Here is a 13,689-nt window from a genome sequence, read left to right on the forward strand (position 1 = left end):
GATAAGCATGGAGAGCGCAGTTGCTTCGACGGAGTTTGGCCGGAACGGGCGTCCGGCCAGAGGGGTATTAGCCTGCCAGGGCGCGCCGTTGCTGGCGACGCTTAAGAAATTTTTCGCGAAGGCAATCGTACGCCCAGTTATAGAACATGGTGTACGGCAGGAAGAACAGGAAGAAGCCAATTTCCAGCGTGAATGCCTGCAGCAGGGTGACGCCCAGCACGGCGGCGACAATCGACACGCCAATCACAATAAACCCGCATTCGAACCCCAGCGCATGCAGCGCGCGCACTTTTGCCGTACGTTTGACGCGCTGAACGGGCCAGAAACGGTCGAAGCCGAAGTTATAGATAATATTCCACAGCATGGCGGTGGTCGCCAGAATAATGGTTAACCCGCCCATCTCCATCACGGAACGCTGCATAAGCCACGCTGCCGTGGGGGCGAGAATAGCGGTGGCAATACCTTCGAAACAGACGGCGTGAAAGATCCGCTCCGGCAGTTTACGTTGGAGTGCATCCTGGTGTTGCATAGTCATAGACCTCATTAATTCGCCGGTATGGGCGCTGATGCAGCCTATTTTTATCGCTAAAGCTGATATATTAAAGATAGTATCCATCGTAAAAGTAGATAGGTCATGCGCTATTCACCCGAAGCCCTTAACGCGTTTGTCGAGACCGTGGCGGCAGGCTCTTTTTCTGCCGCCGCACGCCGGCTGCGTAAAAGCCAGTCGACGATCAGCACGTCGATTGCCCATCTTGAGGCCGATCTCGGTTTCGAACTGTTTGACCGCTCGGCGCGCCAGCCGGTGTTAACGGCCCAGGGGGAGCAGGTGCTGGGCTACGTGCAGGCCATCCTGGCCGCCAGCACGCGGCTGGATGAACTGGCGGTGTCGCTAACGGCGAAAACGGAGGCGCGTCTGACGTTTGTCCTTTCCGATACCCTCAACCCGGACGTGCTGGAAGAGATGATGAAACAGTTTGACGCCCGTTTTCCCCATACGGAATTCGAATGTCTGATTGGCGAGGAAGAGGACGTGATCGATCTGCTGCAAAAGGAGCGCGCGCAGATTGGACTCACCGAAGCGCGGGACGGGTATCCGACGGATATCGGCGCCACCCGGCTGCCGATGCAGACGCGTATGGCGATCTACGTCGCGACCACCCATCCGCTGGCCGGGCAGCATGACGTCCAGCGTGACGAGCTGCACGGCTGGCGGGAGCTGCGGCTGAGCACCTATCTGGAGCGCGAGGCGGAGATCGCGCGCGGGCCCGTCTAGTCAGCGCCGAATTACCTGTTACTCTTGAGTATGGCGGTGCAGGGATTCGGCTGGTGCGCGTTGCCCTGTGCGCTGGTGGATGAATTTGCCGCCGCGAAATCGCTGGTGCAGCTCAATGTGCCCGGCTGGCCGCGGGCGATCGGCATCGATCTGCTTTGGAATAAACGCACCCCTCCCGGCGTGGCCGGAAGCTGGCTGCGGCAGTATCTGCAGGATGCGCGCTGATCCTTGTGATTAAACTCACTAATTTTAAACAATTAAGATAATTGCCAGTAACAATCCTCTACTATCGTCATGTCATTTAACACAGAGGTCGTGATGAAAGATGTCGTAATAGTGGGTGCGTTGCGTACAGCTATCGGCTGTTTTCAGGGATCGCTTGCGCGTCACTCGGCGGTTGATCTGGGCAGCGTGGTGGTGAAAGCGCTGGTGGAGCGTAGCGGGATCGCACCCCATGAAGTTGATGAGGTGATCCTGGGACAGGTCCTTACGGCCGGTGCCGGGCAAAACCCTGCGCGTCAGGCGGCGCTCAAAGGCGGGCTGCCTAATACCGTCTCCGCCATCACCATTAACGACGTCTGTGGTTCAGGATTAAAAGCGCTGCATCTCGCGACGCAGGCCATTCAGTGTGGTGAAGCGGACGTGATCATTGCGGGCGGGCAGGAGAATATGAGCCGCGCGCCGCACGTGTTGACCGACAGCCGCACCGGCGCGCAGCTGGGCAACAGCCAGCTGCTCGACAGCCTGGTGCATGACGGGCTGTGGGATGCGTTCAATGACTATCATATGGGCGTGACGGCGGAAAACCTGGCGCGCGAGTACGGCATCAGCCGTGAGGTGCAGGATGCCTATGCGCTAAGCTCGCAGCAAAAAGCGCGGGCGGCGATTGATTCCGGCCGTTTTCGTGACGAAATTGTCCCGGTCAGCACGCAGCGTCAGAGCGGCGAGCCTGTCGTTGTGGATACCGATGAACAGCCGCGCACCGACGCCAGTGCTGAAGGCCTGGCGAGGCTTAATCCTGCTTTTGAAATGCAGGGGTCGGTAACGGCGGGAAATGCCTCTTCCATTAACGACGGCGCTGCCGCCGTGATGATGATGAGTGAAAGCAAAGCCCTTGAACTCGATCTCCCCGTGCTGGCCCGCATCAAGGCGTTCGCGAGCGTAGGGGTTGATCCGGCGTTAATGGGGATCGCGCCGGTCTATGCGACTCGCCGCTGTCTGGAACGCGCGGGGTGGCAGCTTTCGGATGTGGATCTGATCGAAGTGAACGAAGCCTATGCCGCGCAGGCGATCTCCGTCGGAAAAATGCTGGAGTGGGATCCGCTGCGGGTCAACGTCAACGGTGGGGCGATCGCGCTGGGGCACCCGATCGGGGCGTCCGGCTGCCGGATCCTGGTTTCGCTGGTCCATGAAATGAAAAAGCGCAATGCCCGCAAAGGGATTGCCACACTCTGTATAGGCGGCGGGCAAGGGGTCGCGCTGGCCATCGAACGGTAATCTCTCCTCTTTGAAAACACCTCCTGCGGGAGGTTTTTTTTATCCTACCTTCATTCCCATGCCTTTTAACCGTGATCCGGGTGTCATTTTCGTTATTAACAAAATAAAAAATGAAACGTTGTTTTGAATTTAATTGAAAAGCCTATTTTATGCCGATAGTATGTGTTCATCATGAAAACGGAACGCTGTTTCGTTAATTTTCTTTTTCGGGCATAACCACATCTGGAGGTTACCGTGGACGTCAGACAAAGCATTCACAGTGCACACGCCAAAACGCTGGATACTCAGGGGCTGCGCAGCGAGTTTTTAGTTGAGCAGGTGTTCGAGGCCGACAAATACACTATGGTCTACAGCCATATCGACCGCATCATTGTGGGCGGGATTATGCCGGTGGCAAAAACCGTCTCCGTGGGCGGAGAAGTGGGTAAACAGCTGGGCGTGAGCTATTTCCTTGAGCGTCGCGAGCTGGGGGTGATTAACATCGGCGGGCCAGGCACCATCACCGTAGACGGACAGTGCTATGAGATTGGCCATCGCGAGGCGCTGTACGTGGGGAAAGGGGCGAAAGACGTAGTCTTTGCCAGCATCGACGCCAGCAAACCCGCGAAGTTTTACTACAACTGCGCGCCGGCTCACGTCACCTATCCAAATAAAAAGGTCACCACGGCAGACGTCGCCCCCGTAACGCTGGGCGATAACCTCACCAGCAACCGCCGCACCATCAATAAATACTTCGTGCCGGACGTGCTGGAAACCTGCCAGCTGAGCATGGGCCTGACCGAGCTGGCGCCGGGCAACCTGTGGAACACCATGCCGTGCCATACCCACGAGCGCCGCATGGAAGTCTACTTCTACTTCAACATGGATGAGGATGCCTGCGTGTTTCACATGATGGGGCAGCCGCAGGAGACGCGCCATATCGTGATGCACAACGAGCAGGCGGTGATTTCGCCGAGCTGGTCTATTCACTCCGGCGTCGGGACAAAAGCCTACACCTTTATCTGGGGTATGGTGGGTGAAAACCAGGTCTTTGATGACATGGACCATGTTGCGGTCAGCGATCTGCGCTAGTCGCGGGCAGTGAAGCATAAACCTGCCTGTGAGTGACAGGCGCTGAAAGAGTAAGGAATAAAAATGATTCTGGATGCATTCTCTCTGCAGGGGAAAGTGGCGGTGGTTTCCGGGTGTGACACCGGGCTGGGTCAGGGGATGGCGCTAGGCCTGGCGGAAGCGGGCTGTGACATCGTCGGGATTAACCTTGTTGAACCCACGGAAACTATTGAGCGCGTGACCGCGCTGGGCCGTCGCTTTCTCAGCCTGAACGCCGATCTGCGTAAAATCGACGCCATTCCGGAACTGCTGGATCGCGCGGTGGCTGAATTTGGTCATATCGATATTCTGGTCAACAACGCCGGGCTGATTCGCCGTGAAGATGCGATCAGCTTCAGCGAGCGCGACTGGGACGACGTGATGGATTTGAACATCAAGAGCGTATTTTTTATGTCCCAGGCGGCGGCGAAGCATTTTATTGCCCAAGGGAAAGGCGGCAAGATCGTGAATATTGCCTCTATGCTCTCGTTCCAGGGCGGCATCCGCGTACCGTCCTACACCGCGTCCAAAAGCGCGGTGATGGGCGTGACCCGCCTGCTGGCAAACGAATGGGCAAAGCATAATATCAATGTGAATGCGATCGCGCCGGGTTACATGGCGACCAACAACACGCAGCAGCTGCGTGCAGACGAGCAGCGTAGCGCGGAAATCCTCGACCGCATTCCGGCGGGGCGCTGGGGCCTGCCGGGCGATCTGATGGGACCGGTGGTCTTTCTGGCCTCGTCGGCATCGGACTATATCAACGGCTATACGATTGCGGTTGATGGCGGCTGGCTGGCGCGATAATTCCTGCTGGTATAAGAACCTCTGCCCACGGGCGGAGGTTTTTTTTTACATAAAAATTGGCTACGTCCATATCGATAAAGATGAAAAATCCATACTGAAAAATCATAAATGACGGCAATCACACTTTAATTGCTTAAATATTAACTGATTAGTAAAAATACGTGATTATTCGCCACGCGTTGAAATTGTAATGTCCATCACAGATCGCCATGCCGCAGCGAAATAATCCATATCTTCACCTTTTCCCGCCTGACACTTTTCCGCGCTTTCTCGTAATTTCAGTTAACGAATTTTGCTGTTGAGGCAGGAAAAATATGACATCTATCAATGACTCTACCCTGATGCCCGCTGCGCTGCGCGATACTCGCCGCATGAACCAGTTTGTCTCTATTGCCGCTGCCGTAGCGGGCCTGTTGTTTGGACTGGATATCGGCGTCATTGCCGGTGCATTACCGTTTATTACCGACCACTTTACCCTCAGCAGCCGCCTGCAGGAGTGGGTGGTGAGCAGCATGATGCTTGGCGCGGCCATCGGCGCGCTGTTCAACGGCTGGCTTTCGTTTCGTCTGGGGCGCAAATACAGCCTGATGGTCGGGGCGATTCTGTTTGTCGCGGGCTCCATTGGCTCGGCGTTTGCCGCTAACGTTGAAGTGCTGCTGCTCTCCCGCGTGCTGCTGGGCGTGGCGGTGGGGATTGCCTCCTACACGGCGCCGCTTTATCTCTCCGAAATGGCAAGCGAGAACGTGCGCGGCAGGATGATCAGCATGTATCAGCTGATGGTCACGCTGGGCATCGTGCTGGCGTTCCTGTCCGACACCTATTTCAGCTACAGCGGCAACTGGCGCGCGATGCTGGGCGTGCTGGCCTTACCGGCGCTGGTGCTGATCGTGCTGGTGATTTTCCTGCCAAACAGCCCGCGCTGGCTGGCGCAAAAAGGGCGCCACGTGGAGGCGGAAGAGGTCCTGCGCATGCTGCGCGATACCTCTGAAAAAGCGCGCGAAGAGCTGAACGAGATCCGCGAAAGCCTGAAGCTGAAGCAGGGCGGCTGGGCGCTGTTTAAGATCAACCGCAACGTGCGTCGCGCGGTCTTCCTCGGCATGCTGCTGCAGGCGATGCAGCAGTTCACCGGCATGAACATCATCATGTATTACGCGCCGCGCATCTTCAAAATGGCCGGGTTCACCACCACCGAACAGCAGATGATCGCCACGCTGCTGGTGGGCCTCACCTTCATGTTTGCCACCTTTATTGCGGTATTCACCGTGGACAAAGCCGGCCGTAAACCGGCGCTGAAAATTGGCTTCAGCGTGATGGCGCTCGGCACGCTGATCCTCGGCTACTGCCTGATGCAGTTTGATAACGGCACGGCCTCCAGCGGCCTTTCCTGGCTTTCCGTCGGGATGACCATGATGTGTATTGCAGGCTATGCGATGAGCGCCGCGCCCGTGGTGTGGATCCTGTGCTCCGAAATCCAGCCGCTCAAATGCCGAGATTTTGGCATCACCTGTTCCACGACCACTAACTGGGTGTCGAACATGATTATCGGCGCGACCTTCCTGACGCTGCTGGACGCGATTGGCGCGGCGGGCACCTTCTGGCTCTACACGGTGCTGAACGTGGCGTTTATTGGCGTAACCTTCTGGCTGATCCCGGAAACCAAGGGCGTGACGCTGGAACACATCGAGCGCAAGCTGATGGCCGGTGAGAAACTGCGGAACATCGGCGAGTAATCTTATTGCCCGTTTAAGCGCTTACAACGTATGCCGAAAGGGCAAAGGTAGCGCTTAGTAGCAATAATCACCCAGTGAAATCGTCTACTAATTTTGGCAGGGGAGGGGGAAATCATGAGATTTGAACTTAGGATAATTCTTAAGGTGCTGTATCATCGGACCACCGCTAACGTTTGAGCAAAGATGCACGGCATCCTAAAAATAATTCCTATGTCTGAGATGGATATCAAAAAAAATACCGATCTTGATTTCCCCCATTACGCCCCTCCGGCTGTACACGCTAAAGAGATAGATCTTTTAGGCCTGGTTGGCGTTCTTTTAGCGGCGAAAAAACGCATCGTCGCCGTTACCCTCGCGTTTGCGCTGGTTGGGCTCGCCATTTCATTTTTACTGCCGCAGAAGTGGACCAGTAAAGCGGTGATCACCACGGCAGAATCGTCCCAGTGGAACCCGCTGCGCCAGATGCTGGTGGCGCTTCAGGTGCTTGACGTAGACGCGCAGATTACCCGCCCGGAAGTCTTTGACCTGTTTATTAAAAAGTTTCAGTCTCAGTCGTTGCTCGAAGAGTACCTGAAATCCTCCCCTTACGTGATGGCGCAACTTAAAGATGCCGAGGTGGATCCGCTTGATCTTCATCGGGCGATAGTCAACATCTCGGACCGAATGAAAGCGGCAAATGACGCTCAGGGAAAAGACGCGGATAAAGCGCCTTACGTTTCCTGGACGTTAAGCTTTACCGCGCCGACGGCAGCCGATGCGCAAGCCGTTCTGGCGGGATACATCGATTTTATCGCGGATATTGTTGAAAAAGAGACGGTGCAGAATATTCGCAACCAGATCGCGCTGAAAACCAACGTCGTTTCCCAGCAGCTGGAGCTGGATCGCGTCCGTCTGACCAATATTCACAACACCAACCTGCAGCGGCTGAATTATTCCCTGGAAGTGGCCAATGCCGCCGGCATCAAGAAGCCGGTCTACAGCAACGGACAGGCGGTAAAAGACGATCCGGACTATTCCGTTTCGCTCGGCGCTGACGGCATCGCGCAAAAGCTGCAGATTGAAAAAAACCTCAAGGACGTGACCGAGCTGAATGCGGATTTCCAGAACCGGGAATACCACCTCGCGCAGCTGAAAAAGCTCTCCTTTGCCGACGTGAAGCTTGAGCCATTCAGGTACCAGCTCTCTCCTTCCATGCCGGTGAAAAAGGATGGCCCGGGCAAGGCTCTGATTGTCGTCCTGGCGGCGCTGCTGGGGGGACTGTTTGCCTGCGCCAGCGTTTTGCTGCGCGAGGCGATGCTCAGCCGTAACCCGCTCCCCGAACCGGTGACGGAATAAACCCCGCAGTTTAAAAAGGCGCTGATTAAAGCGCCTTTTTTTATGTGCATCGATTGTGTTACAAAAAGAGATCGAAGATAAGGAGGGGTGATGAAAACGATCGGCCTGTTAGGGGGAATGAGCTGGGAATCGACAATCCCTTATTACCGCCTGATTAACGAAGGGGTAAAGCACCGTCTGGGCGGTCTGCACTCCGCAAGCCTGCTGCTGCACAGCGTTGATTTCCATGAAATCGAAGCCTGCCAGTCGAGCGGCGAGTGGGATAAAGCCGGGGAGATCCTGGCCCAGGCGGCGCTGGGACTGGAGCGTGCCGGTGCCGAGGGTATCGTGCTTTGTACCAATACCATGCACAAAGTGGCGTTGCATATCGAGGACCGCTGCTCGCTGCCGTTCCTGCATATTGCGGACGCGACCGGGCGTGCAATTGCCGCATCCGGGATGCGCCGCGTAGCGCTGCTGGGCACGCGCTACACCATGGAACAGGATTTTTATCGCGGGCGCCTGCACGGTGAATTTGGGATCGAAAGCCTGATCCCTGATGAAGACGACAGGGCACGCATCAATCAGATTATCTTTGACGAGCTCTGCCTCGGTACCTGCAGCGAATCTTCCCGCGCCTTCTACGTCAGCGTCATCGAGAAACTCGCTCAGCAGGGGGCCGAGGGGGTTATCTTCGGCTGCACCGAGATTGGCCTGCTGGTGCCGGCTGAGCGAAGCCCCATCCCGGTATTTGATACCACCGCCATCCATGCAGAGGATGCCGTGGCGTTCATGTTGTCATAGTGGGTTTTGAAGGTCCGGTAAGCGAAGCGCCACCTGACGTGCGTGCTCAATCATGTGTTCTGTAAAAGCCTCCACCAGCGCGGAAGCCGGACGGTGCAGGGGGCGGATCAGGCTCACGGTAAACGGGACGGACACGCTAAAGCGGCGGATGACGATCCCGCTTCCGGCATAGTCCAGCGCCGTAAGCGGGTTAACCACCGCGACGCCGACGCCCGCCCGCACCATTGCGCAAATCGACGCCGCGCTGTGGGTTTCCACCACCATTCGCCGTTTGACCTGATGCTCGGCAAACAGCGTATCCAGCAGCTGTCGGTAACTGTCGGTCTGCGACAGGCTGATGTAGTTTTCCCCGTGAAAATCCTCCGGCGTGAGCACCGCCTTATCGGCAAGCCGATGCCCGGCGGGCATAACGCACACTTCATCTAATGAGATCAGCTCCGTGCGCGCCGTTCCCGCCGGCGTGGAGAGGGTTTCAGTCAGGCCTAAATCATGGCGCTGGGCCGAAAGCCACTCTTCAAGCAGGGGAGACTCCTGCGGCACGATGGTGAGACTGACCTCCGGGTAGCGGGCCAGAAAAGGTTGCAGCAGCATCGGCAAAAAGGATTGCGAAAAGACGGGCAGGCAGACTATCGACAGCTCGCCCTGGCGAAACTCGCGCAGGCTCTCCGCGGCACTCACGATTCTGTCCAGCCCGTACCAGGAGCGCTGGACCTCCTCGAACAGGCGTAACCCCTGCACCGTCGGGTGAAGCCTGCCCCGGGTGCGTTCGAACAGCTTCAGCCCCAGCACTTTCTCGAAGCGCGCCAGCTCGCGGCTCACCGTCGGCTGCGAGGTATGCAGCATCTGTGCGGCTTCGGTGAGATTGCCGGTGGTCATCACGGCGTGAAAAATCTCGATGTGGCGTAAATTGACGGCGGGCATAGGGCACCTGAAAGCAGATAACTTACCATATCATTTTTGCATAGACTCGCGATAAAACGATATTTTTTATTCTCTTTGCGCTGTGGCGTAATGATAAAAAATGACTTTATCCGGAGAAGACCATGCCACGCCCGCTTAACCAGACTGATACCGATTTGAACGCCGACAACCTGCTGCGCCTGCCCGCCGAGTTCGGCTGTCCGGTATGGGTCTACGACGCGCAGATCGTCCGCGAGAAGATCGCCGCCCTTCATCAGTTTGACGTGGTGCGTTTTGCCCAGAAGGCCTGCTCCAATATCCATATTCTGCGCCTGATGCGTGAGCAGGGCGTGAAGGTCGACTCCGTCTCACTTGGCGAAATCGAGCGTGCGCTGGCGGCAGGATTCGATCCGAAAGCCGACAGCGATGCGATCGTCTTTACCGCCGATGTGATCGACGATGCTACGCTGGCGCGCGTCCACGAACTGCAGATCCCGGTGAATGCCGGTTCTGTGGATATGCTGGAGCAGCTGGGGCAGGTTTCCCCCGGCCACCGCGTCTGGCTGCGCGTAAACCCGGGCTTTGGTCATGGTCACAGCCAAAAAACCAATACCGGCGGCGAAAACAGCAAGCACGGGATCTGGTATGCCGATATGCCTGCCGCGCTGGCGGTACTGCAGCGCTACGGCCTGAAGCTGGTGGGGATCCATATGCACATTGGCTCTGGCGTGGATTACGGCCACCTGGAGCAGGTGTGCGGCGCGATGGTGCGCCAGGTTGTCGACTTCGGACAGGATCTGGAGGCGATCTCTGCCGGCGGCGGCCTCTCCATTCCCTATCGCGAAGGGGAAGAGGCGATCGATACCGATCACTACTACGGTCTGTGGAGCGCCGCGCGCGATCGAATCGCCGCGCATCTGGGCCATGCGGTGAAGCTGGAAATTGAGCCGGGTCGTTTCCTGGTGGCGGAAGCGGGCGTGCTGGTTTCGCAGGTGCGCAGCGTGAAGGAGATGGGCTCTCGCCACTTCGTCCTGATTGACGCAGGCTTTAACGATCTGATGCGTCCGTCCATGTACGGCAGCTATCACCACATTACCGCTCTGGCTGCCGACGGCCGCGACTTAACGCAGGCGCCGCGCCTTGATACGGTAGTTGCCGGGCCGCTGTGCGAATCGGGGGACGTATTCACCCAGCTGGAGGGCGGCAAAGTGGAGACCCGCGCGCTGCCGGCGGTCAAACCGGGTGATTATCTTGTGCTGCATGATACCGGTGCCTACGGGGCGTCGATGTCCTCTAACTACAACAGCCGCCCGCTGCTGCCGGAAGTGCTGTTTGATAACGGTAAGGCACGGCTTATTCGTCGTCGCCAGACCATTCAGGAGCTGCTGGCTTTAGAGCTCATCTGATGAAAGTAAGGCCCCGCTGTGACCGAATCGCGTAAGACCAGCGTGCCGGTAAACGGCGGGATCGCATCGACCGGCTGGTTTTTTGCCAGCCGAATTGCCTGATCGATGGCGGTGACAATCATGCTGTCGATGGGCAGATAAACCGATGAGAGCGCAGGCTCCAGCCATTTCGCGCTTGGGGCATCGTCAAAGCCGAACAGAGAGATATCCTGCGGGATTTTAAGCCCCGCCTGGTGCAGCGCTTTAGACGCACCCAGCGCCATATCGTCGTTACAGGCAAACAGGGCGCTAAACGATACGCCATCGGCAATCAGCTCCTTGCACAGCTCGTATCCCCGCGTCATTCCCGCATCGCCGTACTTTATCCGACGTTCGTCCAGGCGGATGCCGTGCTTTTCCAGCGCCTTGCGATAGCCCATCAGCCTCGCTTTTCCGGTTGGGGTGTGGATCGGAACGGTGATACAGGCGATCTCCCGATGGCCCTGGCCGATCAGGTAATCAACGGCCTTAAACGCGGCATCCTGCTGTTCGAAGAATACGCAGCGATCCGGCGCCTGACTCACTTCACGGTTAATGACCACCAGCGGCGTTTTCACGGTGTTCATCAGTTTGACGATCGTTTTTTCGCTCATGTAGCGGGTATAGAGCACGATGGCATCGCACTGGCGATCGGCCAGCATCTGCACCGCCTGTTCTTCCTGCTCCGGCGCGTCGTGACCGTCGGTGACGATCAGCTGTTTCCCGTGGGTTTCGGTCTGCCGCGACGCCTGCTGGAGAAGGCGGCCAAAATAGAAGCCGTCGAAGGTCGAAACCACCAGACCAATGCTGTTGCTGGTCTGGTTAGCCAGCGAGCGCGCGAGAAAGTTCGGGCGATAGCCCAGCTCTTCCATCGCCGCAAACACCTGCTGGCGCGTACTCTCTTTGACCTGACCCGTGCCGTTCAGCACGCGCGATACCGTGGCCTTCGACACGCCCGCGCGCAGTGAGACATCCAGCATTGTTGCCATTCTACATTCCTGCTTCCACGTAATGGCCTGCAGTTTAACACAGACCTCACGGCGTATAAGCGATGCGGGAAGCGCAAAACTTCTGCCGCGATCACGCTTTTTGGTAACGCTTCGCCTGGCCCGCCTGAAGTAAAACGAAATCGTCTGACTCTGGTAAAATCATCGCCGAATCAGGCTGGAGCGTCAGGCCAGCAAATCCATGAGAAAACGCAGGTGAAACGTGAATAAGACAGTCATCCTCCCGCTATATGAGGCGCCGCACTATGCGGAGCAGGTCACCGACTGGCTCTGCCAGGCTTTTGGCGAAGGGCTGCCCCGGGAATTTTTCCACAGCATTATTGAGCACAGCCAGACGCCGGGAGCATTACCGCTAACCTTTATCGCCGTTGAAAACGAACGGCTTCTTGGTACGGTAGGGCTCTGGCGCTGCGATTTGATCACCCGTCAGGATCTCTTTCCTTGGCTGGCGGCGCTTTACGTTGACGACGCGGCGCGAGGCAAGGGGCTGGCAGGAAAGCTACAGCGCCATGTTATCAGCCAGGCCGCGCGGGCGGGATATGAAGAGCTGCACCTCTGGTCCGCCTGCCGCGACTTTTACGAACGTTACGGCTGGCAGTACGTTGGCGATGCGCTCGAATACCCGAACAAGACGGTACACCTTTACCGCTATTCGCTCTGCGCTTCTGCCGGGGACGCAACGGAGTGACGGCGCACCAGGGTTGGGCTGAAGAGGTGGGTAATATCCGGCGGCTGGCGCTGCTCCGCCAGAGCCAGCGCCAGCTCGGCGGCCTGCGTTGCCATGGTGATGATAGGGTAGCGCACGGTGGTCAGGCGCGGGCGCACGTAGCGGGAGACCAGCACGTCATCAAAGCCAATCAGTGAGATCTCTGCCGGCACCTCGATCCCGTTGTCGTTCAGGACCCCCATCGCGCCTGCGGCCATCGAGTCGTTATAGCTGGCCACCGCCGTGAAGTTTCGTCCGCGGCCCAGCAGCTCGGTCATCGCCTGTTCACCGCCGCTCTCATCCGGTTCGCCGTAGGCCACCAGGCGGTCATTGCACGGCAGCCCGTTTTCGCGCAGGGCATCGTAGTAGCCCTGCAGGCGGTCTTCCGCATCAGAAATCGGATGATTGGAGCAGAGGTAGCCAATTCGGGTGTGGCCCTGTTGAATCAGATGGCGGGTCGCAAGCCAGGCGCCGTAGCGGTCGTCGAGCGCCACGCAGCGTTTTTCAAACCCGGGAATAATGCGGTTGATGATGACCATTCCGGGGATCTGCTTCATCAGATGAATCAGTTCGGCGTCCGGGATCATTTTGGCGTGAACCACCAGCGCCGCGCAGCGGTGGCGGATCAGCTGCTCGATGGCCTGGCGTTCTTTTTGTTCATTATGATAGCCATTGCCGATCAGCAGAAAATTGCCAGTCTGATAAGAAACCTGCTCAACGGCCTTCACCATGGCGCCGAAAAAGGGATCGGAGACATCGCCCACCACCAGACCCACGGTTTCTGTGGACTGCTGGGCAAGCGCGCGGGCGTTGGCATTGGGATGATAATTCAGGGATTCCATGGCGCTCTGTACCGCCTGACGTGATGCGTCACTGGCTTTGGGGGAAGCATTGATCACGCGCGAGACGGTTGCCACCGACACGCCTGCCAGACGGGCCACATCCTTTATTGTCGCCATTCATTACCTTCTTATTGGGGGTAAGCGTTTACACACCGAATAGTGTTGCGGAAAAGCGGCGTGCATTCAAGGGGAGCGGGTTTTCGCTCTCCACAAACGTGACGCAGCCCACCCCTGATGATGTAATCGTTACACGCGCAGTCATGTCTGAATAATGTCAATCTGAACCTTTAGTT

The 13,689-nt window shown here is 57.4% G+C and carries 12 protein-coding genes and 1 pseudogene; 9 read left to right on the forward strand and 4 right to left on the reverse strand.

Going from position 1 to position 13,689, the window contains the following annotated elements; genetic code table 11:
- Positions 1–67 precede the first annotated feature (67 nt).
- On the reverse strand, positions 68–529 hold the full coding sequence (locus tag ACJBF3_RS07525) for a multidrug/biocide efflux PACE transporter (protein WP_045329182.1): 462 nt from the start codon (positions 527–529) through the stop codon (positions 68–70).
- A gap of 105 nt (positions 530–634) precedes the next feature.
- Between ACJBF3_RS07525 and ACJBF3_RS07530 the strand changes: the two are divergent.
- From ACJBF3_RS07530 to ACJBF3_RS07560, 7 genes and pseudogenes are all read left to right on the forward strand, one after another.
- Positions 635–1,501, forward strand: a pseudogene (locus ACJBF3_RS07530) (LysR family transcriptional regulator).
- 93 nt (positions 1,502–1,594) lie between these two features.
- Positions 1,595–2,773, forward strand: coding sequence for an acetyl-CoA C-acetyltransferase (locus tag ACJBF3_RS07535; RefSeq protein ID WP_045329181.1), 1,179 nt, complete (start codon positions 1,595–1,597; stop codon positions 2,771–2,773).
- Positions 2,774–3,007: 234 nt separating this feature from the next.
- The gene (gene kduI, locus ACJBF3_RS07540) at positions 3,008–3,844 is read left to right on the forward strand and encodes a 5-dehydro-4-deoxy-D-glucuronate isomerase (protein WP_045329180.1); all 837 of its coding nucleotides are present in this window, start codon (positions 3,008–3,010) and stop codon (positions 3,842–3,844) included.
- 63 nt (positions 3,845–3,907) lie between these two features.
- Positions 3,908–4,669 carry a 2-dehydro-3-deoxy-D-gluconate 5-dehydrogenase KduD gene (gene kduD / locus ACJBF3_RS07545; protein WP_032643219.1) on the forward strand — a complete coding sequence of 254 codons (762 nt, stop codon included), beginning with the start codon at positions 3,908–3,910 and terminating at the stop codon, positions 4,667–4,669.
- A 314-nt stretch (positions 4,670–4,983) separates the two neighbouring features.
- The gene (locus tag ACJBF3_RS07550; RefSeq protein ID WP_045329178.1) at positions 4,984–6,399 is read left to right on the forward strand and encodes a sugar porter family MFS transporter; all 1,416 of its coding nucleotides are present in this window, start codon (positions 4,984–4,986) and stop codon (positions 6,397–6,399) included.
- 210 nt (positions 6,400–6,609) lie between these two features.
- Positions 6,610–7,734 (forward strand): LPS O-antigen length regulator Wzz(fepE), encoded by a 1,125-nt coding sequence (gene wzz(fepE), locus ACJBF3_RS07555; RefSeq protein ID WP_045329175.1) that lies wholly within the window; start codon positions 6,610–6,612, stop codon positions 7,732–7,734.
- Between the two features lie 90 nt (positions 7,735–7,824).
- On the forward strand, positions 7,825–8,517 hold the full coding sequence (locus ACJBF3_RS07560; RefSeq protein ID WP_045329173.1) for an aspartate/glutamate racemase: 693 nt from the start codon (positions 7,825–7,827) through the stop codon (positions 8,515–8,517).
- On the opposite strand, the gene ACJBF3_RS07565 is transcribed toward ACJBF3_RS07560, so the two are convergent.
- Positions 8,512–9,438 carry a LysR family transcriptional regulator gene (locus tag ACJBF3_RS07565; protein WP_045329171.1) on the reverse strand — a complete coding sequence of 309 codons (927 nt, stop codon included), beginning with the start codon at positions 9,436–9,438 and terminating at the stop codon, positions 8,512–8,514. The genes ACJBF3_RS07560 and ACJBF3_RS07565 overlap by 6 nt on opposite strands.
- Positions 9,439–9,560: 122 nt before the next feature.
- Here ACJBF3_RS07565 and lysA point away from each other — a divergent pair, with 122 nt between their 5' ends.
- The gene (gene lysA, locus ACJBF3_RS07570; protein ID WP_045329169.1) at positions 9,561–10,823 is read left to right on the forward strand and encodes a diaminopimelate decarboxylase; all 1,263 of its coding nucleotides are present in this window, start codon (positions 9,561–9,563) and stop codon (positions 10,821–10,823) included.
- Here lysA and ACJBF3_RS07575 read toward each other — a convergent pair.
- Positions 10,793–11,830, reverse strand: a complete 1,038-nt coding sequence (locus ACJBF3_RS07575; protein WP_045329168.1) for a LacI family DNA-binding transcriptional regulator — start codon at positions 11,828–11,830, stop codon at positions 10,793–10,795. The genes lysA and ACJBF3_RS07575 overlap by 31 nt on opposite strands.
- Before the next feature lie 220 nt (positions 11,831–12,050).
- Between ACJBF3_RS07575 and ACJBF3_RS07580 the strand changes: the two genes are divergently transcribed.
- Complete coding sequence (locus ACJBF3_RS07580; protein WP_045329166.1) at positions 12,051–12,536, forward strand: GNAT family N-acetyltransferase; 486 nt, start codon at positions 12,051–12,053, stop codon at positions 12,534–12,536.
- Here ACJBF3_RS07580 and galR read toward each other — a convergent pair.
- On the reverse strand, positions 12,497–13,513 hold the full coding sequence (gene galR / locus ACJBF3_RS07585; protein WP_045329165.1) for an HTH-type transcriptional regulator GalR: 1,017 nt from the start codon (positions 13,511–13,513) through the stop codon (positions 12,497–12,499). The genes ACJBF3_RS07580 and galR overlap by 40 nt on opposite strands.
- Between the last annotated feature and the right edge of the window lie 176 nt (positions 13,514–13,689).

It is taken from the genome of Enterobacter sp. PP-008-ECC_S150 (assembly GCF_045257065.1).
Taxonomy (GTDB): Bacteria; Pseudomonadota; Gammaproteobacteria; order Enterobacterales; family Enterobacteriaceae; genus Enterobacter; species Enterobacter chengduensis.